This is a genomic window from Desulfovibrio sp. 6_1_46AFAA, from assembly GCF_000224635.1.
GTDB lineage: Bacteria > Desulfobacterota > Desulfovibrionia > Desulfovibrionales > Desulfovibrionaceae > Desulfovibrio > Desulfovibrio fairfieldensis.
This window is the reverse complement of sequence record NZ_JH114304.1, coordinates 76,119-101,031: the sequence shown is the minus strand read 5'-3', so window position 1 is coordinate 101,031 and position 24,913 is coordinate 76,119. Positions and strand designations below refer to the sequence as shown.

Annotated in this window: 27 protein-coding genes; 11 read left to right on the top strand and 16 right to left on the bottom strand. The window is 60.9% G+C overall.

What is annotated here, in order from left to right; genetic code table 11:
• Nucleotides 1–5: 5 nt before the first annotated feature.
• From HMPREF1022_RS13135 to HMPREF1022_RS18260, 8 genes are all read right to left on the bottom strand, one after another.
• Nucleotides 6–272 carry a hypothetical protein gene (locus HMPREF1022_RS13135; protein ID WP_009303474.1) on the bottom strand — a complete coding sequence of 89 codons (267 nt, stop codon included), beginning with the start codon at nt 270–272 and terminating at the stop codon, nt 6–8.
• Nucleotides 265–1,938 (bottom strand): DEAD/DEAH box helicase, encoded by a 1,674-nt coding sequence (locus tag HMPREF1022_RS13130; RefSeq protein WP_009303473.1) that lies wholly within the window; start codon nt 1,936–1,938, stop codon nt 265–267. Before HMPREF1022_RS13130 ends, HMPREF1022_RS13135 begins: the two co-directional genes overlap by 8 nt.
• On the bottom strand, nt 1,935–2,756 hold the full coding sequence (locus tag HMPREF1022_RS13125; RefSeq protein WP_009303472.1) for a hypothetical protein: 822 nt from the start codon (nt 2,754–2,756) through the stop codon (nt 1,935–1,937). The genes HMPREF1022_RS13130 and HMPREF1022_RS13125 overlap by 4 nt, the downstream gene beginning before the upstream one ends.
• Before the next feature lie 84 nt (nt 2,757–2,840).
• A complete protein-coding gene (locus HMPREF1022_RS13120; RefSeq protein ID WP_009303471.1) occupies nt 2,841–3,527 on the bottom strand; it encodes a hypothetical protein in 687 nt (228 codons plus the stop codon).
• Between the two features lie 14 nt (nt 3,528–3,541).
• Complete coding sequence (locus HMPREF1022_RS13115) at nt 3,542–4,384, bottom strand: ATP-binding protein (protein WP_009303470.1); 843 nt, start codon at nt 4,382–4,384, stop codon at nt 3,542–3,544.
• On the bottom strand, nt 4,381–4,785 hold the full coding sequence (locus tag HMPREF1022_RS13110; RefSeq protein WP_009303469.1) for a hypothetical protein: 405 nt from the start codon (nt 4,783–4,785) through the stop codon (nt 4,381–4,383). Before HMPREF1022_RS13110 ends, HMPREF1022_RS13115 begins: the two co-directional genes overlap by 4 nt.
• Nucleotides 4,786–4,842: 57 nt before the next feature.
• Nucleotides 4,843–5,148 (bottom strand): helix-turn-helix transcriptional regulator, encoded by a 306-nt coding sequence (locus HMPREF1022_RS13105; RefSeq protein ID WP_332248528.1) that lies wholly within the window; start codon nt 5,146–5,148, stop codon nt 4,843–4,845.
• Nucleotides 5,149–5,238: 90 nt separating this feature from the next.
• Nucleotides 5,239–5,511: a hypothetical protein gene (locus tag HMPREF1022_RS18260; protein WP_232221610.1), complete on the bottom strand. Its 273-nt coding sequence runs from the start codon at nt 5,509–5,511 to the stop codon at nt 5,239–5,241.
• A 55-nt stretch (nt 5,512–5,566) separates the two neighbouring features.
• On the opposite strand from HMPREF1022_RS18260, the gene HMPREF1022_RS13100 reads away from it, so the two are divergent.
• Nucleotides 5,567–6,301: a LexA family transcriptional regulator gene (locus HMPREF1022_RS13100; protein ID WP_009303466.1), complete on the top strand. Its 735-nt coding sequence runs from the start codon at nt 5,567–5,569 to the stop codon at nt 6,299–6,301.
• A gap of 45 nt (nt 6,302–6,346) precedes the next feature.
• The gene (locus tag HMPREF1022_RS13095; protein WP_009303465.1) at nt 6,347–6,598 is read left to right on the top strand and encodes a hypothetical protein; all 252 of its coding nucleotides are present in this window, start codon (nt 6,347–6,349) and stop codon (nt 6,596–6,598) included.
• Here HMPREF1022_RS13095 and HMPREF1022_RS18255 read toward each other — a convergent pair.
• The gene (locus HMPREF1022_RS18255) at nt 6,589–6,819 is read right to left on the bottom strand and encodes a hypothetical protein (protein WP_035061803.1); all 231 of its coding nucleotides are present in this window, start codon (nt 6,817–6,819) and stop codon (nt 6,589–6,591) included. The genes HMPREF1022_RS13095 and HMPREF1022_RS18255 overlap by 10 nt on opposite strands.
• A gap of 410 nt (nt 6,820–7,229) precedes the next feature.
• Between HMPREF1022_RS18255 and HMPREF1022_RS13085 the strand changes: the two genes are divergently transcribed.
• From HMPREF1022_RS13085 to HMPREF1022_RS18950, 7 genes are all read left to right on the top strand, one after another.
• Nucleotides 7,230–7,598 carry a hypothetical protein gene (locus tag HMPREF1022_RS13085; RefSeq protein ID WP_009303463.1) on the top strand — a complete coding sequence of 123 codons (369 nt, stop codon included), beginning with the start codon at nt 7,230–7,232 and terminating at the stop codon, nt 7,596–7,598.
• A 335-nt stretch (nt 7,599–7,933) separates the two neighbouring features.
• On the top strand, nt 7,934–8,698 hold the full coding sequence (locus tag HMPREF1022_RS16680; RefSeq protein ID WP_009303462.1) for an antA/AntB antirepressor family protein: 765 nt from the start codon (nt 7,934–7,936) through the stop codon (nt 8,696–8,698).
• Nucleotides 8,698–9,117, top strand: coding sequence for a hypothetical protein (locus HMPREF1022_RS13075; protein ID WP_009303461.1), 420 nt, complete (start codon nt 8,698–8,700; stop codon nt 9,115–9,117). The genes HMPREF1022_RS16680 and HMPREF1022_RS13075 overlap by 1 nt, the downstream gene beginning before the upstream one ends.
• Complete coding sequence (locus HMPREF1022_RS13070; protein WP_009303460.1) at nt 9,114–9,494, top strand: hypothetical protein; 381 nt, start codon at nt 9,114–9,116, stop codon at nt 9,492–9,494. Before HMPREF1022_RS13075 ends, HMPREF1022_RS13070 begins: the two co-directional genes overlap by 4 nt.
• A gap of 730 nt (nt 9,495–10,224) precedes the next feature.
• Nucleotides 10,225–11,124, top strand: coding sequence for a DMT family transporter (locus HMPREF1022_RS13065; RefSeq protein WP_009303459.1), 900 nt, complete (start codon nt 10,225–10,227; stop codon nt 11,122–11,124).
• 205 nt (nt 11,125–11,329) lie between these two features.
• On the top strand, nt 11,330–12,991 hold the full coding sequence (gene ggt, locus HMPREF1022_RS13060; RefSeq protein ID WP_008686269.1) for a gamma-glutamyltransferase: 1,662 nt from the start codon (nt 11,330–11,332) through the stop codon (nt 12,989–12,991).
• Nucleotides 12,992–13,063: 72 nt separating this feature from the next.
• Nucleotides 13,064–13,207, top strand: a complete 144-nt coding sequence (locus HMPREF1022_RS18950; protein ID WP_156802990.1) for a hypothetical protein — start codon at nt 13,064–13,066, stop codon at nt 13,205–13,207.
• Nucleotides 13,208–13,329: 122 nt separating this feature from the next.
• Here HMPREF1022_RS18950 and HMPREF1022_RS13055 read toward each other — a convergent pair whose 3' ends face one another.
• The 3 genes from HMPREF1022_RS13055 to HMPREF1022_RS13045 all read right to left on the bottom strand — a co-directional run bounded on the left by HMPREF1022_RS13055 (nt 13,330) and on the right by HMPREF1022_RS13045 (nt 17,124).
• Nucleotides 13,330–13,779 carry a GlcG/HbpS family heme-binding protein gene (locus HMPREF1022_RS13055; protein ID WP_009303458.1) on the bottom strand — a complete coding sequence of 150 codons (450 nt, stop codon included), beginning with the start codon at nt 13,777–13,779 and terminating at the stop codon, nt 13,330–13,332.
• Nucleotides 13,780–13,991: 212 nt separating this feature from the next.
• Nucleotides 13,992–15,914, bottom strand: coding sequence for a TRAP transporter large permease (locus HMPREF1022_RS13050; RefSeq protein WP_009303457.1), 1,923 nt, complete (start codon nt 15,912–15,914; stop codon nt 13,992–13,994).
• Nucleotides 15,915–16,098: 184 nt separating this feature from the next.
• On the bottom strand, nt 16,099–17,124 hold the full coding sequence (locus HMPREF1022_RS13045; protein ID WP_009303456.1) for a TRAP transporter substrate-binding protein: 1,026 nt from the start codon (nt 17,122–17,124) through the stop codon (nt 16,099–16,101).
• An 865-nt stretch (nt 17,125–17,989) separates the two neighbouring features.
• Here HMPREF1022_RS13045 and HMPREF1022_RS13040 point away from each other — a divergent pair.
• The gene (locus tag HMPREF1022_RS13040; RefSeq protein ID WP_009303455.1) at nt 17,990–19,903 is read left to right on the top strand and encodes a sensor domain-containing diguanylate cyclase; all 1,914 of its coding nucleotides are present in this window, start codon (nt 17,990–17,992) and stop codon (nt 19,901–19,903) included.
• Nucleotides 19,904–19,992: 89 nt separating this feature from the next.
• Nucleotides 19,993–21,546: a helix-turn-helix transcriptional regulator gene (locus tag HMPREF1022_RS13035; protein WP_009303454.1), complete on the top strand. Its 1,554-nt coding sequence runs from the start codon at nt 19,993–19,995 to the stop codon at nt 21,544–21,546.
• Nucleotides 21,547–21,723: 177 nt separating this feature from the next.
• Here the strand turns inward: HMPREF1022_RS13035 and HMPREF1022_RS13030 are convergent, their stop codons facing one another.
• The 4 genes from HMPREF1022_RS13030 to tadA all read right to left on the bottom strand — a co-directional run bounded on the left by HMPREF1022_RS13030 (nt 21,724) and on the right by tadA (nt 24,911).
• Nucleotides 21,724–22,008 (bottom strand): hypothetical protein, encoded by a 285-nt coding sequence (locus HMPREF1022_RS13030; RefSeq protein WP_008686281.1) that lies wholly within the window; start codon nt 22,006–22,008, stop codon nt 21,724–21,726.
• Nucleotides 22,009–22,424: 416 nt separating this feature from the next.
• Nucleotides 22,425–22,658 (bottom strand): hypothetical protein, encoded by a 234-nt coding sequence (locus HMPREF1022_RS13025; RefSeq protein ID WP_008686285.1) that lies wholly within the window; start codon nt 22,656–22,658, stop codon nt 22,425–22,427.
• Nucleotides 22,659–22,748: 90 nt separating this feature from the next.
• Nucleotides 22,749–24,281 (bottom strand): fused MFS/spermidine synthase, encoded by a 1,533-nt coding sequence (locus tag HMPREF1022_RS13020; RefSeq protein ID WP_009303453.1) that lies wholly within the window; start codon nt 24,279–24,281, stop codon nt 22,749–22,751.
• Between the two features lie 138 nt (nt 24,282–24,419).
• Nucleotides 24,420–24,911, bottom strand: a complete 492-nt coding sequence (gene tadA / locus HMPREF1022_RS13015) for a tRNA adenosine(34) deaminase TadA (RefSeq protein WP_009303452.1) — start codon at nt 24,909–24,911, stop codon at nt 24,420–24,422.
• Nucleotides 24,912–24,913: the final 2 nt, after the last annotated feature.

The window sequence follows — 24,913 nt, the reverse complement described above, 5'->3', positions numbered from 1 at the left end:
AGCGCTTAGAACGGCGGCTCGTCAGTGACAAGCGTGCAAAAGCTGTCCCTGTCGATGCCATGCCCGCCGATGCGGCATTTGCCGATCCACCACGGGGACTCAGGCGCCTTTTCCCACTGGTCGCAGTGGATGCAACGTTTTTTCGTCGCCTGATCCATGCAACCCGCCACGCCGCGCACCTCGTCCGCGCTCATGGCGGCAAAGTTCTTGTCCACAAGGCCCGCTTCGGTCAGCAGGCGGCCCAGCAGTTTCAGATCCAACGGCTCAGACATGGAGCACCTCCCGTTCGATAAGTCCCCTGTTCCAGAAAAAATTGAGCGTGCAGGCCGCGCTGTACTTGGTGAAGGCCAGCATGGAGCCCTGCCCGTATCCCAGGCGTTGCAAATGCCCCCATTGTTTTTCCGTGCAGGCGTCGTTGAGCCAGCGGCGATTCTTCTTGGCCGCATCGTCGCTTTCGTTCATGCGCAAAAAGTCGTCCGCCGCGGCCAGAGCCGGGATACGTTCGCCTACGGCCAGACGCCGCAACGTCCCTTCCCCCTTGAGTTTGCCCAGGGCCAGCCAGTTTTCGCCGTCGGCCGAGCACACGGCGCTCCAGGCTTCAAAACCGCTGGCCAGCATGACCTTGCCGGAACCGAAAAGATCACACCAGCGGAACGGCGAGGCATTGAGCAGATCAACTTCCTCCATGGCCACGTTGCTCACGGCTTCGGGCCCGTCCTCGCCGTCGGGATCGCCGCCCGCGCCCCGTGCCGGCGCTTTGAAGGCATGGCCGCAGATGGGGCATTCCATGACTCCGCGAGGAATCTCCGCTCCGCATTCGGGACAGGTTTTCGGCTTGTCGTCCAGGCGCACCTTGCTTTCCAGATCGCCGTGCGTGACCAGGGAACGCCCGAAATCCAGCACGATGCAGTCTTTCTTGACCACGCCGGGATACAGCGCCGGGTCCACAACGCGCAGGCCCCGTCCGATCATCTGCAGCATGGTGGACTTCTGGGAGCAGGGCCGCAGCAGCACCACGCAGCTCACCGGCTGGCTGTCGTAGCCTTCGGTCAGCACGGCCACGTTGACCAGCACCTGCACGCCGTTGGCCGCGTCCACTTTGTCGAAGCGCTCCAACAGGGCCTTGCGCTCCCCGGCGGGCATCTCCCCCGTGACCAGAGCGGCGCGCACGCCTTGGGCCAGAAAGGCTTCCAGCACATGGCGGGCATGCTCCACAGTGGAGCAAAAAACGATGGTTTTGCGGTCTCCTGCCAGCTTGCGCCATTCGCGCACCACAGCCTCGTTATGCACGGCCAGGTCCAGCACCTCGGCGGCCTCGTGCATGTCGTACTCGCCGGAACGGGTCTTGCGCAGGGACGCCAGCTTTTCGTCCGTGCCGCCCAGGGTACAGACGAAAGTACGCGGCCGGACCAGAAAGCCCATGCTGATCAGGCTGTGCAGGCTGATTTGGGCGCAGCAGTTGTCGAACACCGCGCGCAGCCCCTTGCCGTCGCCGCGTGCGGGCGTGGCCGTGACGCCCGCTATCATGCAGTCCGGGTTTTTATCCTTCACGGCTTCCACAATTTTGAGATAACCAGGGGCCACTATGTGGTGGCACTCATCCACGAGCAGCATGTCCAGCTTGGGGATGGAGGAGAGATTGCGGGCCAGAGTCTGGGCCATGGCGAAAGTAACGTCGCCGCGCCAGCTTTTGGCCTCGGCGGTGTATAAGCTCATGTGGAGACCAGGAATCACGTCCCGGAATTTACGCATATTCTGTTTTACAAGCTCGATACTGGACTGGAGCACTGCTATTTTACCGCCCACCTTTTGCACCAATCTGGCCATTATGTAGGTTTTACCACCGCCGGTTGGACACACGCCAGCAGTGTTCCCTTTTTCTAAGAGAGCGTTATACATATTGTCTACAAACAGAGTCTGATATGTACGATCTATCATGCCTTTCTCACATCGTAATCTTTCATCACTACGCCATTTTCCGCCTTGCCTCTTGCATAGGGCTGCCACCAAAAACGCCCTGTAACACGGCCGAACAGTGGTTTGTCTTCGGTATACTCTTTGAAATGCCCACGGCAGAGATGGACAGGCATAATGCCGAACTGCCTCTGTGACGTTGAGTCAACCACCTTTTGCGCCTTATTAAGATCAACCGTCAGAATATGGTATCGATAGAGTGGATTCTTCCCTTTTTTGGCACGTACGCGGTTGAGCCGTTCCGGCGGCTCGACAGGTGAAAGTTGGACATTCTTGCAGTTGAGGACGTTCAGTATAAAAGCGACAGCACTTAGATGTCTTTGAGACAATGCCCTGGACGAAACGAGGTCAAGGCGCGTTTCAAGTTCCGTTTCTGGATAAAGCGCTCCATAATGATGCAGCGTTTCACTTTTTAAATGAAACAAAGAGAAATAGGCGTCTGGCAACCAGCAATTGCTATCTTTGTCAAAAAGGAATCCCCAAGAAAACAGCGTATCGTAGCCTTCTAATTCTCCAATATGTACAGCATGCTTTGTTTCTTCTTGGTACATAAACAATGTATTTGAAAACGGCAGATGAAAAAATTCCCTTGCCATCTCTTTGTCGATAAACTGTTGACTCGCTTTTTCTATCGACAAGATATCACCGGCAAAAACGCCTATGGATTCCTCAAGCTGAGAGATCATTTGCGGCAACCGTTCTTGCCAAATCGGGAGCCTTTGTGCTTGCAGAGCACCTGCATATAAAAACTGCAACTCGGCTAAAATCTGATGCTTCCACATGACGCTCTTCTCCTCAAAAATCGCGCCCGCCGTATTCAGACCCCGGCGGGCAAGGGGCTTGCGAGGGTGTATGAGGAGAAGATTTTACCGCGCCCAAGCGGGCACGGGCGCGGCCTGCGCGGGCGGTATCTGGCCCGGCGCCGCCGCTTCCGAAGGTTGGACAGGAGCTTGTGCCGGAGCCGGAGCGGGAGAAGCCACCGGGGCCGAAGCGCCCCAGGCCGGGGCAGGCGCGGGCGCGGCGCTGGAGGAGCCGCCCGGATGCCCGGCCGGAGCCTCGCTCATTTTGCCGTAGTCCTTCATGTCCGGCGTCAGCACGCAGGCGATCTTGTTTTTGTCGGAGTACTGGCCGGTCTTGTCCTTTTCCACGCCCAGCCGGGCCCAGAACGTAATCCCGCAGAAATCCTGCCAACCGTTGATGCAGCGTGCGGTGCGCGCCGCGTCACTCATGTCGTCGGGCTCGATATTGCGCGCGCTTTCCAGGATGGCCCGCAATGCGGCGCGGCTGATATTGCCGCCAATGGACTCGCCCTTTTCATTCAGCTTGCCGCCGGTCAGGGTGAACATCTGCCATATCTTGCGCTTGGCGTAGGGGCCGGACTCCACCGTAAATTCGCAGTCCAGCATCTGCGCGTCGGAAGACTGCGAGTCGCGCAGCCAGCCGCCTTCGCCCGCGCCGCCGGGGCGGATGGTCATGACCAGGGGCAACACTGTGCCCGACGGGATGAGGTCGAAACCGTTCTGCTGGCGGTCCGCGGTATTAAAATCATGCATGGCTCTTCTCCTCATTATTGGATGTGATAGGTATAGTCCGCCGCAGCGGGCCGCCGCCCGTCGCGTATCTTGTCCATGAGCCGCCCCAGGTGCGGCGCTTCCACCTGATCAAGTTTGCCGCTGCGATCCCCGGCCGGATAGCCCCAGGGATTGGGCCGGGAACAGATGAAAGCCCGGTACGGCTGGGCGTTCTCGCCTTCCGGCTTCAGTTCCGTCATGGTGACAACCTCGTCCACAATGCCGGGCAATTCCAAGCCGGTCTTGCTGCCTTCGATCTGCGGCTCGTAATAGGAGCGGTTGAAGTCGTCGCGCTTCTCGTCCAGCAGGCCCACAAACCACACGTTGCGGCTGCCGATGTGCTGCAACTGCGTCACCCAGCCGATCATCTCCTGCCCCAGCAGGCCATAGGCCCCACGCATGTCCGGCTTTCCGGTGCGCTCGCTGAAAGCCTCGGGCTGCCCCTTGGCCCACTGCAGGGCCAGGCGCGAAGCCACGGTGATGGAGTCCACAAAAATAGTCTGGTACTTGCCCATCGCCGCCGGGTCGCCATACTCCTTGAGCACATAGTCATAATGCGCCTGACTGTAGGTCTGATCCGGGCGTCGGGCAGGGTTGGGGCCGCCCAGGAAGCACGCGATGTTGCGCGCGCTGTCCCAGTCGCGCACCGCGATGGAGTCCCCGCCCCAGCCCTGCACGGAGAGACCGCCCGCCTCCAGGTCCACAAAAAGAGTGCTTGCCGGGTCCAGGGTCCAGAGCAGGGACGTCTTGCCGATTTTGGCCAGGCCGAAGATCACGCCCTTGATGCCGCCCTGTTCGGCCATGCGCTGATCCGCGCTGATGATCTTGAGCCCGCTCATGGCGCCACCGCCTCAAGTTTGACGGCGGGCTTTCCCGCGCTGGTGGTGCAGGCGTTAATAAGCAGGGCCTTGAGCGAACCGTCGGAATTGCCGTGCATGAAGACGTTGAGGGACCGGCGGTCAGGCTCGTACTTCTGGCGGAAAAGCGTAAAAAAAACATTGTCCGTGAGTTTTTCCCGCGCCGCCGCCAGCTTGTGCTGATCCCACTTTTCATTGATGCGGCGGGTCACGCTTACCCGGTAGCCCGCTGCTTCCAGCTTGCCGGTGTCCGATCCGGGCCTGAATTTCGCCAATGTCTGCATCTCTTCGGCCAACTCCGCGTTGCGCGCCGTGAGACGGTCTGCCTCGGCCTTGTTGCGGGCGTATTCGGCGACGATACTTTCAACATGCTCCATGTTCATTGCGTCGTGCTCCTTTGAAATATCTTTTCCTTGTAAACCGACTAAGTTCCGGTCGCCTCACCCGCTCTGCCCCAAGCGTTCAATCAGGGCACGGATGTCCTGAGCGCGATAGGCGGCGGTACGCGGGCCCAACTTGACCGGAGCAGGATAGCGCCCATCTTTGACGCCGCTGTACCAAGCCGTTTTTCCGACCGGGATAAGCCGCAAAACCTGGTTCAGCCGTAAAAAGCCTGTAGCCGGGATCGCTGTCGTATTGTCTGTTTGCATTTGCTCCTCCATGGCGAGGGCGCGAGGGTTCAACCCCTGCCCGCTTTGCCCTGATGTCTTTTGTCGCGCCTTCTCTGATATTGCTTCCTTCTCCATTCCCGCCACCGCTCTCCCAGCCACCAGGCTGCGGCCAGAGTGCTCAGGAAGAACAGCAAAGCGGCGGCCCAGATGCAGGGTTCAAACAGGCTATTCATCACCGCCTCCTCCGTCTTCGCGCATCGTGGATGCCGGCGAAAATTCACAACCGTACACAAAAGGCCAGAGCTTTATGATGCTTTTAAAGCTCAGCCCCATTTTTTTTGAGGCAAATCGGGAAAGCGCCGCCTGCTGCACTCCATACACGGCACTGATCCGGCTCTGCCCCATGCCTGTTTCAGCCTGCTTCGCTAAAAAATCTGAACGGAAATTCTCAATGTCCATGGATTGCAGTTTATGATAAAAAACATTATTTGACAACATCTATGCAAACAATCATAATGACAAACGTCATATTTTTGGGTAAAGGGAAAAAATCATGAAAGATTTTTTTGAAATATTGCGGACGAAACTTAAAGCAACCGGCATAGCGCAATCGCAGATTGCGCGCGCCGCCGGCATTCAGCAGGCATCGCTTTCGCGCTTTATAAGCGGTGCGCAGGAAACCGTTGGCGGCGACGCCCTTGTACGGCTTGTGGAGTGGCTTGGGGGTGAAATCCGACTGACGAAATCTGAGGATGGGCCCACTGAAGTTGATAGAGACATCTGCTTCGTCAACACCAAGGTTGTCCCTGCTGGCGAATACGCATCGCCGCCCGTGGCGGAAGATTACATTGCTGCGCCCTTGGTGGGTGAGGTGGGAGCTGGGCCAGGCTATTTGCCTGAGGATGATATCAAGAGCTGGTTCCTGGTATACAAACGCCTAGAAGCCATCCGGTACCGCCGCAACCTGATCGCCGTTGAAATCGGCCGCACATCCTACTCTATGCAACCCACTCTGAACCCCGGCGATATCGTACTAGTTGACCGTGACGACAGGGATGTAAGCAGGCCGGGCCATATGATGCTGGTGATGGAGCCGGATAGCTCCGGTATGGTTAAACGCGTAAGCGTCCAGGAAAAAGATGATGATTTCAGCATCACCTATTACAGCGACAACGCAGCAAAATATCCGCCGGTGATCTACAGCCTGAAGAATGATTTCTGCGATGACTGGGACAAAGCCATTGTGGGCCGCGTCATCTGGGCGTGGGCGGACGTGAGGGAGAAGTAACAGAACCACTGGTCCTAGTGGTGTAACATTAAATGGAGAAGCGCTATGAACCAGAAAAATCATTTCTCTTCTATAGATAATGAAAAAATTCTTCAAAAATATATCAATGAAGAGAAAAGCATATGGATTACAGATAGCAAGTGGGGAAAAAGAAAAGTGATCCCCAAGGAAATAATCAGTGATCTTATTAGTGGCAAAAATCTTTCCTGCTACGTTTTGTTGGTTGAGAAACTTGGAGATCACGGCAATAGGATGGACACCGTTCCTTTGCATTCTATTCAGAACATTCAAGAATGATTGATTTGTTTTTCTGCCTCCTGCCAAGTCTGATCATTTTGCTCTTCACGGTCCATGAGGCCTGCATAGTTGTGCCTATGATATCTTTCAACCATTCCATACACACATTCAACAGCAGTGCGCAACGCCCCAAACGGTGTCATGCCGTTTTGTTCAAGAAATTCTGCCAACTCCTGAACTTCCTCAACCCGCATTGATACAGCTTTTTCTAATTTCTTCATAAAGTTTTCCTTTCCTCCGGCCCCTCACTGAGGGGCTTTTTTGTGCCCGCTGGCCAGATCGCCATCACGCCGCGAATTCCGGCGTGATTTTTTATACCCCGCATAATGATTCTTATCAATCCAAACTTGATTTTTTATGATTTAAATCATATTCTGATTTTGCCAACGGGGAACAAGGCTCGTCACAGCGCCACAGGCAGAGTGCCAAGCTCAACCCCGGCGGCAACCCGCCAGGAGCAGGATTCCAGAGCCCCGAACGACGCGAAGCCCTATACGGAGGACGCGGACCAGTAGGAAGGCGTGAGAGAAGCTCAAGACGGCGGGATTATCAAGGGAGAAAAATAAAAGCGCCCGGCGGTGCTGGAACACCAACCGGGCAAACCATCAACCACACTAGCGAGGCGCGAATAATGGCTACGGCAAGTTCCCACACCCCTGCGGAATCGTCAATTCCCCCTTCCCTGCTGAAGGCTCACGAGCGCATCCGACAGCTTGAATCGGAAAACCTCCGCCTCCGGCATTTGCTGGATACTCGCCGCGAGCAGATCGAAGGGCTTGCCCCCGGCTATTACAATCTGACCGATGACGGCGACTTCAACGGCCCGGCCCGCAGCCTGGACGAGATTGAGAGCTGCGTCACCGATTACACCAACGACGGCGACGCCTGTACTGTGGTCCAGGTTATACGCCGCTATATGCCCGAGGCGGAGGAAGATGATTACGGCGTAGCTGCCGGGATCGACTTTCCCGTTACGCTGTTTGCCGCGGCCGGCTGGTAGGGAGGGCACTATGAGACATCATTGCGCACAACACATGAGGAGGGTCGTAAAACTCACGACCCTCAGCGCCCGGACGGCCCCCTTGACAGCCTCGACGGCTGAAGGCATGCTGGACTTCCCTAATTATCGAAGGCGTAGCCGTCGCCTTTGCGTTGCCCCACAGCGTGAAAAGAGCGGTCTTTCTTGTTTCTGCCACCAAAGCACCTCAACGGGTGTTGGTTACATATTGGCGGAACAACGTCCGGGTGTCCGAGAGGCCCCGGCGGCCTTCGATAAGCCGGGGAGCGTTGTTCTGCCTTTTTTGTTTCCAACCCCTAAAATTGTCGAGGTGCATCATGCTTAATCACGATCTTATTCCAATCAGACCGGATTCCATTGGCAGCGTTCGACAACTCACCGTTGACGCCCGACGTTTGCATACGTCTCTGCAAGTCAAAAGGGAGTTTTCACATTGGATTAAGGCGCGGATTGACAAATATGGATTTGTCGAGGGAGAGGACTTTGAAAAAAGTTCAATAATTTCATGCTCGCCAAAAAAGACGAGCGGAGATTTCAAGGGGTTACAGCAACCCATTGAATACACGCTTTCCCTGAACATGGGCAAAGAGTTGGCGATGATCGAAAACAACGAAATCGGTCGCATGGCGCGGCGCTACTTTATCGCATGCGAACGCAAGGCAATGGAGGCCCTTCGCGCTCCCCAACCCGTCGCCGCCCTCGCGCCCTTCCTTCCGCCGCCCCGCTACCTCTCCCCCGCTTCCCGGCGTCGGCTCACCAGCTTGGTGGACGCAAAAATCGCGGACGTTCCCTCGCATCATGTCTGGCGGGCACGGATGCGGGTATGGATTTCCTTAAAACGACGATTTTCTATCCCGCAATATCGTCTTTTGCCGGAAGAACGGCTGCCCGACGCCATCGCGTTTCTCTCTTCTCTGGAAATCGGCCCGCACGGAAAGGTTGTCACAGACGATCAGCAGGCTTTGCCCATGCGCTCCACTGACGACATGCGACAGGTCGCCTCTGCTCTGACGCACCTTATCGCACAGGCTAAAACTCTGCTCCCCCTGCTTCAAACCGCTACGCCGGAGGTGTGCGCATAATGGACACCGGAAAGACAGCTTCTGAGCGCACCCCGTACAGCGAGGACGCACGAGTCTCCATCGCCATCGACGCTATCGAGTCCACCAACCCCACTCCCGCCGAAATAGAGCGAAACAGAGCCATTGCCAAAGCCGAAGATGAAGCCCGCGCCGACATGGCGACAAGCATAGATGAAAAGATCATCAACCCCTTTGGCTTGCTGGCCGGGCTGCTGGCCACTGTCCACGATGAAGATGAAGGCTCCTTCGGCACGGGAGACGCGCAATCGTATCGGAATATCGGCAGCCTCCTCGGTCTGCTGGTGCATGGCGCGCGCAAGGAACTGGAGGTCCAAAAGGTAGGCGGCTATGGTGCTTACGCACTCATGAAGTTCTTGGAAGGTCATCATCCCGAAGCTACAGAGGAGTGCGAGCAATGAGCGGAACGAAAGAATATCTCCATCTTCAAGCCATTATGGATTTTGCTGAAAGCGAGTTTCAAAAGGAAAAAACAGAGCTTTTAGAATCTGACGCTTCGAAAAACTTTATTCCCGGTGATGCCACAACATTCAACATCGCCGGACTGATTGGCGGAGAGATCCGCCGACGCATGGAGGATGATAAAAAATCGCTCCCCTGCGACATCGACAGGGAAACTATGGCAAAAGCTCTGGACCCGTTTTACGCCCTCACCGCTATCCTGAGCAGATCCAGTGCCGACGATATTGATGCCGACGATATGGCGAAAGTGCTCGGCGCGCTGGTGCACAGCGCTTGGGTGCGCACCGGCTACCCGAGATTGGGCGACGCTTTGTGAGGCAGTCGATTGCCTAAAGCCAATGACAGGAGATGTAACCGAGCTCCTTCGCCCACAGAAGTAAGCTGGTCACCAGCACCACAAGGCCCCTGCCCACGCGGCGGGGGCTTTCGCATTTGATGTTTGAAAATGTTTGAAAGGATGCCCTTGCGTTTGCCTTCTGTCACCCCCGATTCTCTTATCTGCCGGGGGCTTTCGGCCCTCAGACTCTTGCGTTTGGTCGATCTTAGCCACGTCCATGGGGTTACTTTCAAAAGGATCAGGAGGGAGTGACCCCGCACAGTGGGCACCGGAATATAATCAGGGGTAACTTTGGGGGTAACTAATTTTTGTTAAATATTTATCATTATTTATTTCAATATGATATTATAAATATTCAATAGGTGGTGGGCCACCAATGCACATTCCGCCAAAGCCCGTCGAGGTTCGCAAAACCCCGGCGGGCTTTGCTTTTGGGGGAATCAGTCTCCGGCACTGCTCATAACGCTCATTGACAGCCGAAAATTTTCCGGGCTATTGCCCAAGGGGCTGGCTGCGTTCACATCCCTGACGCCAGAGGCCCTGCCCCGCTGGAATGCCGCCCCGTGCGACAAGAGCCACGGGACAACAGCTCATATGCGTCCGCACGTCGGCGGCGCTCCGCTGCCGCACCGACGAGGAGCCCCCTTTCTTCCCCCACCTCCGAAAACATGCTTGCCAAGCCCCCGACGGCAAAACGACGGGAGACTACATGGGTTTTTTCTACAGCCTGCTGGCTGCGGCCACCTTCGGCCTGACGCCCTTTTTCAGCATCCCGCTGATGCGCAGCGGCCTCAGCCCGCAATCCGTGCTGTTCTACCGTTTTCTGACGGCCACCGTCATCATGGCTCTCATCCTCCTGCCCCGCCGCCGTCTTCTCCCGCCCTGCCGCAGCGACATCGCCAAGCTGGCCGGGGTGAGCCTCATGTACATGCTGGCGGCCCTGACCTTTTTCTGGAGTTTCGCCTATCTGCCCAGCGGCGTTGCGGCCACCATCCATTTTCTCTATCCGGTCATAGTCATGCTTTTCATGGTGTTCTTCTTCGGCGAGCGCTTTTCCCCATCCACCGCGCTGGGCGTGCTCCTGGCCCTGGGTGGAGTCTTTCTGCTGGGCAACGCCTCCCCGGACAACAGGGGCATCACGGATACGGGGCTGCTTCTGGCCCTGCTCTCGGCCCTGTGCAACGCGCTCTACATCACCGGCATCTTTGCCGCGCGCCTGCGCTGCAAAGACGGCCTGATCATCACCTTCTGGCTGTTGCTCTTCAGCACCCTGACCTCGCTGGGCAACGCCCTGGTCACGGACAACCTGCAATGGCTGGAAAGCCGCTGGCAGGTGGAACAAATCTGTCTCCAGGCCCTGGTGACGGCCGTCATTTCCAATCTGGCCCTGGTTCTGGCCGTGCAGCGCATCGGCTCCACCCTGGCCTCGGTGCTGGGCGCCACGGAACCGCTCACCGCCGTGCTGGTGGGCATCCTGGTCTTTGAGGAAGCCTCCACCCTGACGGTCTGGTGCGGCGTGGCTCTGGTCTGCCTTTCCGTGGCCGTGGTCATGCTCGGTCCACAGTGGCTGCGGCGGTCCCCGGCCCCGGACGGCGGGGCTCAGTCCTGAACCGGAATGCCGTCGTAACGGACAGCGGGCGCCCGCGCAACGCACCGGCCCGGAGATGCGGGTCAACGCCTTTACTGAGCCGGACGGATGAGCTATAGAAACGGGATATCTTCACAACCGGCCGCAATGGTTGAAAAATCGTCCTTCGAGGGCCTCCGGCCCACCAGAAGGCGTAAAACGCGGCGCAAGACCGCCTGAGGTGCGCATGAACACCACCGTCCGCTACTCCGCCACAATTCCCTCCGGCATCAATCCTCTGGGGCGCAAAGGCATGGTCAGCACGCCCCACTATCTGGCTTCCCAGGCTGGGCTGGACGCCCTGCGCCGGGGCGGCACGGCGGTGGACGCGGCCATTGCCGCTTCAGCCGTGCTGTCCGTGGTCTACCCGCACATGTGCGGGCTGGGCGGCGACAGTTTCTGGCTGATTTACGACGCCGCGCGCGGCGAACTCAAAGCCCTGAACGCCAGCGGCCGGGCGGCCGCCTCGGCCAGTCCGGAATTTTACGCGGCCAGGGGATTCAAAGCCGTGCCCGCGCGCGGCTATATGGCGGCCTGCACCGTGCCCGGCGCGGTGTCCGGCTGGGATGAGGCCTTCAAACTGAGCAAGACAAGCATGGGTTCGCCCCTGTCCTGGGCGGAGCTGCTGGACCCGGCGCGCGGCTACGCGGAAGACGGCTTTCCCGTGGGTCATTCCCTGGCCCACTGGCTGGCGGTGGACACCAGCGGGCAGGGCGCGGGGCGCGGCCTGCATCAGTTCCCGGCCTTTCTGGACGTTTTCTGCAAGGAAAACGGCCGTCCCTACACCCTAGGCGAGACCCTGCGCCAGCCCGATCTGGCCGACAGCCTGGCCCGTCTGGCCCAACACGGCGCGGACGAATTCTACCACGGCTCGATTGCCCGCGCTATTGCGGACAGCATGATGCTGCACAGCGGCCTGCTGACCGTGGGAGACATGGACGATCACCAGGCCGACTGGGCCGAACCCCTGCGCGTGCCCTACCGCGACCTGACGGCCTGCAGCGCGCCGCCCAACAGTCAGGGCATGGCCGCGCTGGAGATTCTGAACATCTGCAACAATCTGGATCTGGCCGCGCTGGGCGAAGGCAGCGCCGACTACTATCAGGCCATGGTGGAAGCCGTGCGCCTGGCCTTTCAGGACCGGGACCGCTGGCTTTCGGACCCGGCCTTTGGGGATATTCCCCTGGACCGGCTGCTCTCGCCGGAATACGGCCGGGAGCAGGCCAAGCGCATCCGTCTGGAACAAAGCTCCGGCCCCCTGCCGCCCCTGGCTCCGGGCGGGGATACGGTCTGGCTGGGCGCGGTGGACGCGGCCGGCAACGCGGTTTCCATGCTCCAGAGCATTTATCACGAATTCGGCTCGGGCATGGTGGCCACGGGCACCGGCATTCTGTTGCAGAACCGGGGCTGCGCCTTCTCGCTGGACCCGGCGCACGTCAACTGCCTGGAACCGGGCAAGCGCACCATGCACACCCTGACCCCGGCCATGCTGCTCAAGGACGGCAGGCCCCGGCTGGTCTACGGCAGCATGGGCGGCGAGGGCCAGCCCCAGACTCTGGCGGCCCTGACCACCCGCATTGTGGATTTCGGCCTGGCCCCGCAGGACGCGGTCAATGCCCCGCGCTGGCTTCTGGGCCGGAGCTGGGGCGCGCCCGACAACGACCTCAAGCTGGAAGGCCGCGTTCCCGAAAGCGTGGCCGAGGAACTGCGCCGTCGCGGCCAGCCCGTGCTCATGGTCGAGGACTATACGGAAATCATGGGCCACGCCGGGGCCATTCTCTGCGACGAGGACGGCCTGCTGCAGGGAGCGTCGGACCCGCGCGGCGACGGCCAGGCCGTGGCGCTGTAAGCCCGCATACGGCAAAAGAAGCCTGGAGGCGTGCGACCTCCAGGCTTCTTTCAGACTGATGACGAATCCCGCTTGCGCGATATGCGCGCCGCCATCGGCTCGTTTTCAGAAAAAACTCGCCGGGCGGAAAGGCACAAAAATCAGTCGGCCACGGCACGGCAAAGCCGTGACCTGCTTCTGATTTTTGGTCGCGTTGACAACATCAACGCTCTGTAAAGGAGCCTGGAGGCGTGCGGCCTCCAGGCTCCTTTTTTATGCGCGCCGCCAGGAATCCGGCGCGGATGGAAAGCGGGACATCGCCCGGATCAGCATCTTCCCGCCTTTCGTGCAGGGGGATTTCAGTCTCTTGCTGTTGGATTGCCCTCTCCCAGCAGCGCGGCTGCCAGCCGCCCGGCCAGCACCTCGTCCTCCGCAGGCTTGCGGCCGCTGACGCCCACGCCGCCCACAGTCCGGCCCTCCAGGCACAAAGGCACGCCGCCCGCCAGACTGGTCAGCCGGTGTTGGGGGCCGTCGCAAAAATCCGCCAGGCTCAGATGCTCGCGCTCCAGACGGGCGTGCAGGGCACTGGTGGGCGTCTCCAGCACGGCGGCGGTATAGGCCTTAGCCAACGCGATGGGCGTGCCGCGCCGTTTGGCCCCGGCCATGCGCGTGTAGTGCAGCAGATCCCCCACCGCGTCGCAGACCGCGATACAGAGAGGCGCCTGGCCGTCTCCTTCCGCCTCAGCGGCCAGATCGGCCACGGCGCGCAGGATGCGGGCATGATGCAGCATATCGGGCTGTCCGGACATATCGGATTCTCCTTCAGGCAATGAGGATGCCCGCCATTAAGTGGGAATCAAGCGTAGTACGCTCCAGGGTCTGTTAACACTATAGAATAGAATTTTTGTTCGCCTGCAAGGAAGATAAATCTGCTTTGAGGGAGTGTACTCTTCTGGTACTCGACCGAAAAAGCAGGTGAAATCTAACGCAGCAGGCGGGCAAAAAGGCATAGTGTTACCCCTTACAGGAGGAAGAGCGACAGGCTCGGCCAATACGTCACCAGCAGCAGGATGACCAACATGGTCAGAATAAAGGGCACGGCCGCCCGCGAAACCAGCTCGATCTTCTGCTTGGTGATGCCGCAGGCCACGAAGAGGTTCACGCCCACCGGCGGCGTCACGAAACCGATGGCCAGGTTGACCACCATGATCACGCCGAAATGGATGGGATCCACGCCCACCTTGGTCACCAGGGGCAGCAGGATGGGCGTGAGAATCACGATGGCCGCCAGGGCCTCCATGAAGGTGCCCACCCAGAGCAACAGCACGTTGATCAGCAGCAAAATGGCGATCTTGTTGCTGGTCAGGTCCAGGATGGCCGCCGCGATGCGTTCGGGCACCTGCTCCAGGGTCATCACATTGCCGAAAATGGTCGCCATGGCCATCAGCATGATAATGACCGCCGAGGTCTGGGCCGACTCCACGCAGCACTTCCAGAGCGAGGCCAGGGACAGCTCCCTGTAGACGAAGAGGCCCACCAGCAGGCCGTACATGGCGGCAATGGCCGCCGCTTCGGTGGGGGTCATCAGGCCGCCGTAGATGCCGCCCAGCACGATGACCGGCACCAGCAAGGCCCATTTGGCTTCCCACACGGCGCGGCCGACGGTCTTCAGGCTGCGGGGGCGGGCCTCGCCGCGCCAGCCATTTTTACGGGCAATGACATACGCCGTGGCCATCAGGGCCAGGCCGGTGAGAATGCCCGGAGTGATGCCCGCCAGAAAGAGCTTGCCCACCGAGGCCTGACCGGCCACGCCGTAAACCACGAAGGGATTGCTGGGCGGGATCATCACGCCGATGGCCCCGGCGGCGGCCACCACGGCGGCGGCAAAGAGCTTGTCGTAACCGCGCTGGACCATGGCCGGGATGGTCAGGGTGCCGATGGCCGCCACCGTGGCCGGGCCGGAACCGCTGATGGCCGCGAAGAACATGCAGGTGGCGATGCTGGCGAGGGCCATGCCGCCGGCAAGGCCGCCCACCAGTTCATCGGCCAGGGACAGCAGGCGGCGGGAAAGGCCGCCCGCACCCATGAACACCCCGGCGGCGATGAAGAAGGGGATCGCCATGATGGGGAAGTTGTCGATGGAGGTGAAGGCCACGCTGGCGATGTAGCTCACGGGCAGGGTGCCCGCGCCCACCACGGTCATCAGGGCCGCGATGCCCAGGGAGAAGGCGATGGGCACGCCGATCAGCAGCAGAACCACGAAATAGCCGAAGAGCAGCGCAATGGCGTTCAGATCGTCAAACAGCAGCACCGGCGCGAAAAGCAGGGCCGTGAAGGCCGCGCCCGCCAGCGCGTCCCGCCAGGAAGAGGCCCGCAGTTGGCGGACCAGGTCCTCCAGGGCGCGCAGGGTCATCAGGCCGAAGCCCAGAGGCAGGATCAGATAGGGAACGGCATAGGGAATGCGCAGGGCCGCCGTCACCTGGGGCATGGCGAGCTGCATGCTGATGTGTTCCACGCCCTCCGTAAAGACGAACGCGCTCAGGATCAGCAGACAGAGATCCACCACGATCCAGCTCAGGCCCTGAACGCGGGGCGGCAGCCGGTCGTAGATGATGTCCACCCGGATGTTGCTGCGCTGGCGGATGGCCAGGGGAATGGCCAGATAGGAGATCCAGATGAAGATGTAGCGGGACAGTTCCTCGGACCAGACCGACAGGCCCACATAGTGGGAAACGGTTTCGCGTATCCTGCCCACCGGCAGGAAACTTCCCAGCCAGGCGCTGAAACGGGGGCCGTCCAGCAGGGCCAGCAGCTCGGTGATGGAATAGCGGTAGACGGTCTGGTAGGTGATGATCCCGATCATCAGGAGCATGCCCACGACCAGAAAGGGTTTTTCCAGATTGGCGTCAAGCAGACGCAGAAATTTACGGGCGGATGAGGACATGGGATACTCCGTACGGCAAACAGCCGGGAAGAACGCGCCGGATCGCCGGAAGAGCCGGTCGGTGTGAGCAGGCCCGCTCCGCCGCGCCGTGCGGACGGATCAGGAAATCAGGCAACATCATCAGAGGACCGCCGGGCCGGGTCCGAAAGCGCGGCCGCGCTCCCGGACCCGGCGGCACGGATGTTTACTTCTGGGTTTCGAGCACCATTTCCACCAGTTCGGGCGGGAACTTGTCCTGGAACTTGTCCCAGACCGGACGGGTGGCCTTGCGGAAGGCGTCAAGCTGTTCGTCGGTCAGATCCACGATCTTGATGCCGGCCTTGATGAAGCCTTCGCGGGCCTCAGCCTCGTTCTTGGGGTAGAGCGTGGCACGCTGATAGGCCAGGGCTTCGGCAGCGGCCTCGCGGATGACCTTCTGGGCTTCGGGGGGCAGCTTGTCCCACCAGGCCTTGTTGGCCATCATGACCTGCATGCCGTAGTTGTGGGCCGTGGTCACGGCGTACTTCAGCACTTCGTGGTGCTTGGCGCCGTACATATGGGGGAAGGTGTTGCCCTCGCCGTCCACGGTACCCTGCTGCAGGGCCGTGTAGGTTTCGCCCCAGGCCACGGGCGTGGGATTCATTTTCAGAATCTTGGCCACTTCCACTTCCACGGCGGAATCCGTGGTGCGCATCTTCAGACCGGCCAGGTCTTCCACCTTGGACACCGGGCGGTTGATGGTCACGAAGTTGCGGTAGCCGTATTCGGCGTACATGATCGGCTCCAGGCCGATGCTGTTGGCGACCTTTGTGAAGTACTCGCCCAGCTTGCCCGAATCGATGGCTTTATACAGCTTTTCCTGATTCTTGGGGCTGGTGATGTACGGCAGGTCAAAGACCTGATAGAGAGGAGAGAAATTGGCCATATTGGGAGTGGAACTCACGGCCATTTCCAGGCTGCCCTTCTGGGCGCCCTCCATCAGCACGCGGTCGCTGCCCAGAATGGCGTTGGGGAAGACCTGGACTTTGATCTTGCCGCCGCTCTTCTGCTCCACCAGTTCCTTGAACTTTTCAAAAGCCAGGGTGATGTGATTGCCCGGAGGCGTGGTATGGGCCACCCGGAATTTGATTTTGGGACCGTTGTAATCGGCGGCATGGGCCGTAATGGCCGGTCCCGCCATCAGGGACAACGCGGCCGCGAAGCCCGCTGCGAGGGAAAACATCCTGTTCATGGCAACCTCCTGCCTTTGTTCAGGTTATGGCGTGCGATAACGCCCAGGGCCGTATTCTCAAGCGCATGCGGCGGCGCGTCGCAAGGACGTGTTCCGGTCCTCCGGCGCGCGGCCCCCGGCCCGGAGGCCGACGCCGCACGGCTCGCCGACGCTTCCGGCGCCGGTTTTTCCGAGCGTGTTCTTTTCAGCACAAAGCCCGGAAGCCAACAATCGTTCAGGGAAGTAATTTACGGCAAAAAGACGGAAATCCTTTTTGCGCGTAGCCCGCAAACAGCCTCATACCTAAAAGGATGACATGGATATCTCATTGAATTTCAAACAAAAACCAACTACTGTATGATCACGACGCCTGCGCGCCCTGTTCAGCGCCGAACGCGCAAGCTGAAAAATTCCGGCCCAGGCCAGGGGGCGGCATGCTGCTCGCAGCGCCGGAAAAACATCCGAGGAAAAGCAACGGAAAGCGTCGGCAGTCCCGCGCCGCCGGACCCGCGGAAGTGAGGCCGCGGCAAGGGCCTTCCCATTTCCTAGTGTCTTCCTCAGGATTTGAGCCGTGCCCGCGTGATTCACGGCAGCCGGGCGCCGTGCTATCAGGATGTGGAAGACATGATGAACTGCTTGCGCGCCTGCGCGCAGCAGAGCATGGTCCGCGTATTTTCCGGGCTTTGTGCAATTTATCGCGAGAAGGGGTCCACTCGCCCGCTGCCGCCGCTACGCGGCATGGATGTTCCGCGCCGGGCCGCGGACATGCCCACCGGCTTTGCCGGGTCCGGTCCAGGGTCAGTTGCTGTTCAGAATTCCGGATGGAGATGCGGACCGCTTTTCCGGCCGACAGTGCCGGGTGGAAGCGGCGGGAGGGAAAAAAATATTGAAAAACGACTACCTGCTGAAGATCAATTTCAACATCACGCTGGTTCTGGTCATCGGATTCACGCTGACCGCCATACTCAGCTATCGGGCCAATTACCAGGCGTCTCTGGACAATATCGAACAGGTCTCCTCCCTGACCGCCGAGGGCATCTACTATCGGCTGACCACAAAGTTCACCAAGCCGGTCAACATTTCACTGACCATGTCCCACGACAATCTGCTGGCCAGGCATCTCTCCGAGGAAATGGAGCATCTGAAGGACAAGGCCTACACGGAAACCACGCGAGACTACCTGGAAACCTACCGGGAAAAATACGGTTTTGCTTCCGTCTTCCTGGTCTCAACGGCCACGCGGCGCTATTACACCTTTCAGGGCATCGACCGCATTCTGGACAGGGACAATCCGGAAAACGCATGGTACTTCCGCCTGATGGACAGCCCCCAGGACTATGCCTTGCACGTGGACAACGATGAGGTGTGCGGCGCGGACAATGAAATCACGGTGTTCGTCAATTGTAAGATCAAAAATCTGGATGACAAGGTGCTCGGCATAGTGGGCGTCGGCATCCGCATCGATTCCCTGAAAGAACTGCTCAGGGGCTATGAAGAAAAATACCATGTAACGGCAAGCCTCATCAGCGAGAGCGGCGAGGTCGAAATCTCCACCAGCCACAGCGGGTATGAAAAAAAAGACTGGTTCGAGCTCCACCATCAGGAGGACATCCGGCGGGAACTCCTGAACTGGCGGGAAGATGCTTCGAGCCTGGAGCTCTGGACGCCCTCCGCGCCCCAGAGCGGAGAAAAAAGCTTCATCGTCGCCCGCTATATCCCGGAATTGTCGTGGTATCTGATAGTGGCGCAAAACACCGGGCTGCTGATCAGGGAAATGCAGACCCAGCTCTATCAGACCTGCGCGGTTCTCGTTGCCGTCATCCTTGGCGTGCTGCTCATCATCACCACCGTCATCCGCAATTTCAACAGGCAGATCACGCAATTGATGGAAGAACGGCAGGCTTTGTTCCAAAAGGCCACGGAACAGCAGTATGACAATATCTGCGAGTTCAATATCACCGGCAACCGCCCGGAAGGACGGCGGACCGAGGAATATTTCGCGCGCCACGGCGCCGGGGGTCTTCCCTATGACCAGGGAATGCGTATTCTTGCGGAGAAATATATTCTCAAGGAACATCAGGCGGAGTTTCTGGCAATCTTTGCATCCCGCAATGTTCTTCGGGAATATGAGGCCGGAAACAATCACCTTCGCTATGAGTTCATGATGCGCCGGGACGAGACCCCCTGCAGCTGGATGCGGATCGACGCGCATATTTTTTATTCGGCGGAAGATGCCTCCGTCCACATGTTCACCTACAGGAAAAATATCGACGGGGAAAAGAAAAACGAATGGCGGGCAGTGACGGATGAAATGACCGGCTTTTACACCAGGAAGGCCGGCGAGCGCATCATCGACGGCATGCTTTCCGAAAAACCGGATGCCGGATATGCCTTTTTCATCCTTGATATCGACAATTTCAAGCAGGCCAACGACCGCTTCGGCCATGTGTTCGGCGACCATTGCATCAGAACCTTCACGGCGATCATCAGACGGCATTTCACGGACAAGGCTGTGCTCGGCCGGATCGGCGGGGACGAGTTCATGGCCTTTGCTCCCGGCCCGGACAGGAAATGGGCCGAAGCCAGGGCCGGGGCGCTGTCTGAAGCGCTGCGCACGGTCTGCACGGACGGCACGGCGCGCTGGGACATGTCCGCGAGCATCGGCGTGGCCCTGGCTCCGCAGGACGGCACGGATTTCAACAGCCTGTATCAAAACGCCGACGCCGCCCTGTACCAGACCAAGAAAAAGGGGAAAAACGGCTTTTCCATGTACGACGGCCGCAAGGACGGACCGCATTGAGGCCCGCGGCGCGCGGACCCGTCCCCTGCGGCGGCCGCTCCCCGCAAAGAACGGCGGGACGTGGAACTTAACTCTGCCCGAGGTACGCCTTGAAAGAGCTTCGCTATATCCTGGGCGCGGGCTGCCTGAATGCCTGGCTCTGGCTGGTCTTCCGCAGCTACGGCGACCCGGAGCCGTTCCTTTTCAATGACGAATTCGGGCGGCTGTTCGCCGTGCTGCCCTGCGCCGCGCTGTTCCTGCTGCTGTTCGGCCTGTGGCGGGAACGCCTGCGCGCCGACGGCATGCTGGCCCGGCTCTGGATCGCGGGCTGCGCGGGCCTGATCAGCCCGCTGCTGCTGAGCCTGGATCTCGCCCTGTTCGACAATGCCCCGGCGGGCGCGATGATCAGCGCGCTGGCGGGTTTCGGCTTTGCCGTGGGCTTCACGGTGCTGGGCATGGGGGTGGCTTCGCTCTCGCGCGCGGGCATTCTGGTGGTGGTCAGCGGCGGCATCATCGCCAGCCGCGCCCTGATCCACGGCCTGCTGAGCCTGCGGCCGGAGAGCCTGCTGCTTCTGCCCGTGGTCTTCGCCCTGGCGGCCAAACTGCTGCTTGAGCCGCCCCCGGCTCCGCCCGCGCCGCCGGAAGCGGCGGACAACCCCGCCCAAGGCGACCGGAGCGGCGCGCCGGAATCCGCCGCAATGCCCGCTCCGCCAGGCCTGACGGGCCCGGCGGGCCTGGCGCCGATCTACGCCGTCTACGCCCTGACCGGCCTCAGTCACGGCCTGTACTACAGCCTGCTGGCCGTCATGGAGCCCCTGCTGCCCCGTCCCAAGCCGCACCTGCTGCTCATTGTGGTGCTGAGCTGCCTGATCTCCCCGCTCTGCATCCACCTGGCGCGCCGGGCCTCCCTCTGGCGCACCATCCTGCTCATGGGCCCGCTGCTGGTGGTGGGCTATACGGCCTGGCCGCTGCTGCACCGCGAATCCCCGGCCCTCTCCCTGGACAGCCTGCACTTCGCCTATACCCTGCTGGGCGTCTACAGCTACACCACGCTGTTTTACGCGGCCTCCTGGCTCAACGCGCGCCGCCGGGGCAACGGCATCCGGCTGATCGGCTTCGGCGGGGCCACGCTGCTTCTCAGCCTGCTGCTGGGCACATACGCCCTGCCCGCCATCCGCGCCAGCCTTTCCCACGGCACCACGGTCAACTACCTTTTCGCCCTGCTGGCCGTCACCATTCTGCTTTCCAGTTCCGCTTACGTCTTCCTGCTGGAGCAGATGGGATTCTGGGAGGCCGCGCCGCCCGGCCGCCCGACCCGCCCCACCCGGCCCCTGCCGGGCGCGTTCTCGCCCGTGATCCAGATCGAGACAGCGGCGCAGGGCTCGCAGGAGGCACAGGAGGACGGCCCGCTTCCGCCGGAGGCCCTGAATCAGGAAGACTGCGAACGGCTTTTCCGCCAGCTCGGGCTGACCCGCCAGCAGGCCTGCATCGCGGCCATGCTGGCCCGGAAGCGCCATGACGCCGATATCTGCGCCAGCCTGAACATTTCGCCCAGCACGCTGAAAACCCATATCCGCAATATCCTGCGACGGCTGAACATCAACAGTCGTCACGAACTGCCCTGGCTGGCCTGCCGCGCGGCGGGCGGCCAGGGCGAAGAGTGAACGGGGAGGAAGGGACGACGCGACCGCGCCTCCCCTCGCCCGCCTGACGGAATGTACCACGGAAGACGGCGGAGCGCCCCTTCCCCGAACGGGAAAAGGGGCGCTCCCTGAAGCGGATCACTCTCGCCCCGGCCGGGTGGGCCGTCGCGCAGCCCCACCGAAGACAAGGGGAAAAGCTTATTTTTCGATCCAGGACAGCAGGGCGTCCACGATCTTGCGGGCCTGCTCGGCGCTGGAAATGGTGAATTTGGACTGCTGGCGGTATTCGCCGCCCGATTTTTTATAGCGCCGGATCACATATTTATCCGGGCCGTAATCGTCGGTTTCCGGCCGCCACTGCTGATAGCGGAACAGGATGGTGGTCCAGGCGCCCTTGCTCAGCACCACCTTGTCCAGTTCGTTGATCAGAACCTGGCCGTTTTCCTCATACTGTACGGTAAGATCGTCGATGGATTCGTTCAAAACATCCTCGCAATGGGCGCGGCGGGACCGCCTGTCCCCGCTCCGCGCTGTTTAAACCCATTTGAAATGCTCTGACGAGGCTGCGGGAGCAGCCCCGCGCTCTCAAGCCGTAAGCGCATTATTTGCTCTTTTGCCTCTCCCGCCGGCGAGCCTTCACGCTTTGCGGCGAGGACGGCACAGCGGCGTGCCGCGAAGACCGACCCGACGGGCGGCCCATAGGGCCGTGCCTGTAGCCCAAAGGGCGTACAGGCATCGAGAGCAACGCGGCGTGGATTCCGGCGAAACGACCGAAGGCAGCCCCAGGGGCTGTCATCGTTGGCGACAACGGAACCATACGGGGATCGACAGCAACGATAACCACGTTTTTCGCCGGAATGCCGACTTTGAAATTTGTAAAATTTCAAAGGTAATCCGCTCTAGACGCCGGTAAAGTTCGCCAGCACGCCCTTCACGGTTTCGGGCAGCTCGGGCTGCTGCACCACCATGTCCGCCGGGCCGGGGCCGTAACGGTTGGAGGTGGTCTGCGCCGTGGCGGTCATGGCCATCAGCCGTTCGGACATGGTCAGATCCCGTCCGCTGCTCATTTTCCGCCCCAGCATGGTCAGCACGTTTTCCGTGATGTCCACGGGTTTGACGTTGTTGTGTTCCATAGCACGGCCTCCTTCTGTGAATGCTAAACTACAGATTTCATCGGCATACCGCAAGACGGCTTTTGGGACGCCGGGGGAAAGCGCCCCGGCTCACTGCCGCAGTAGCATCAGGGCGTAGCGCTCCACCGGCGCGAAGTCGTCGGTAAGCGCGGGAATGTCCGCCGGTATGACCCCGGCGTAGCGCACGGCCAGCATGGCGTCCGTTTCCGGGGCCGGGGGGTCTGTCGCCCCAGCCGCTGCGTCCGCCGCCGGGGGCGCGGCATCGGGAACGGCTTCCGGAAACGCCAGCAGCATCAGGTTCTGCACCTCGCCGGGCCGGTCAGGTCTGCCCACGCAGTACACGCGCACCTCGGCAAAGGCGGCGGCCAGCGCGTGGCAAATGCCCCGGAACAAGCGCCCGTCCGGCCCCTCCACCGCCGAAATCACATTCATCAGCAGGGCTCCCCCCGGAGCCACGGCACGGCGCAGAGCCCGGGCGGCCTCCACGGTACCCATCTGGAAGGGTACGGAATAGTGCGAATTGAAGACATCCACGAAAACCAGATCATAGCGCTCGTTCTGCCGGTTGAGAAAGGCGCGGGCGTCCTCGTGCCGCACCGTGAGGCGGGGATCGTCCCTCAGGCCGAACCAGCGCCGGGAACTTGCGGTCATGGCCGGGTCCAGCTCCACCACGGTCAGGCGCAGACGCGCGGCGTCCAGCCCGCTTTTGCCCGACAACAGCCACTTGGGCACGGAATAGCCCCCGCCGCCGAGCATCAGCACCTTGCGCGCGCCCGGCACATGGCGCGGCCCCAGGGCGTAAAAACGGGTATAGTCGAAATACAGTTCGTCCGGGGCGTCCAGCAGCATGCCCGACTGGCTGTAGCCGGGATCCGTGGCCATCAGGCGCACGGCCCGGCCGTCCCGGGCGCGGTCCACGCCTTCCATGATCCGGATGCTGTTGTACGGGCTCTCCACCAGGCGCACGCCGCCCTTTTCCGCCAGCCATTGCCCGTAAAGCCCGTCCTGCCAGGCCAGCAGGATACAGAGGATCAGCAGCAGGAGACGCGGCCAGGGCCGGGCCGGGGCGTTGCAGAGGGAAAGCAGCAGCATGCAGAGGGCCACGCCCCAGAGAATGACCGTGCTGCCGAAAAAGGAAATCAGCACAAAGCCGCCCAGAAAGGTGCCCAGAATGCTGCCCGCCGTGGACAGGGCATAGAGCCGTCCCACCGTGGCCCCGGCGGTGTCCACGTCCGCGATGCGCAGGCGGATTACATAGGGGGTGATCATGCCGAAGAAAAAGGCGGGCAGGGCGAAAATGCCCAAGGCGGCGGCCACGGCGGCCAGATACAGGTTGCCCACGGCCTGGGTCACGCCCGCTCCCAGCGCCGTATGGCAAAAAGCCGTAAGCGCGCAGCCCAGTCCGGCCCCGGCCAGGGCCTGGCCCAGCCCCCGGCGGGAGAGAGTCTTGTCCGCGAAGCGGCCCCCGGCCCAGGCGCCCAGCGCCAGACAGGCCAGCACCACGCCGATGAGGCTGGTCCAGACAATGGCCGAGGTGCCCACGTGCGGGGCCAGCACCCGTCCACCCACCATTTCCAGCACCATGACCAGCGCGCCGCTCAAAAAAACCGTCAGTTCCAGCATACCCGGTCCTTTTTCCGGCGGGGGGCGTTCAATCAGGAGAATACGCCGCCCGCCGCGCTCCGGAAACGCCGATTACCGGCCTTTTTGTCCTCCGCCCGCGGTTCGCCGTCCTTGGCGGGGAACAAAAACCTTTATTACTCAGCGTTTCCTTTCGAAAAAATCACGCAGCAGGGCCGCGCAGGCCTCGGCCCGCACCCCGCCCATATGCCAGACCCGATGATTGCAGAAGGGAGCGTCCAGATATTCGGCGCGGGAAATCACGGCTCCGGCCAGATCGTCGGCCGCGCCGTAAACCACTCCGGCCAGACGCGCATGCACCAGGGCCGCCGCGCACATGGCGCAGGGCTCCAGGGTGACCGCCAGCACGCAGCCGGCCAGGCGGTAATTGCCCAGGGCCGCGCCCCCGGCGCGCAGGGCCAGGATTTCGGCGTGGGCCGTGGGATCGTGCCGCCGCACGGGCGCGTTGCCGGTCCGCGCCAGGATATGCCCGCCGGGCCCGGCCAGAACCGCGCCCACCGGCACTTCCCCGGCCTCGGCCGCCAGCCGGGCCTGATCCAGGGCCTGATCCATCAGCCCTTCCCAGCTCAGTCCCGGCGGCGGGTCGGGCACGGGCCCGGCGGGCGCGAACACGC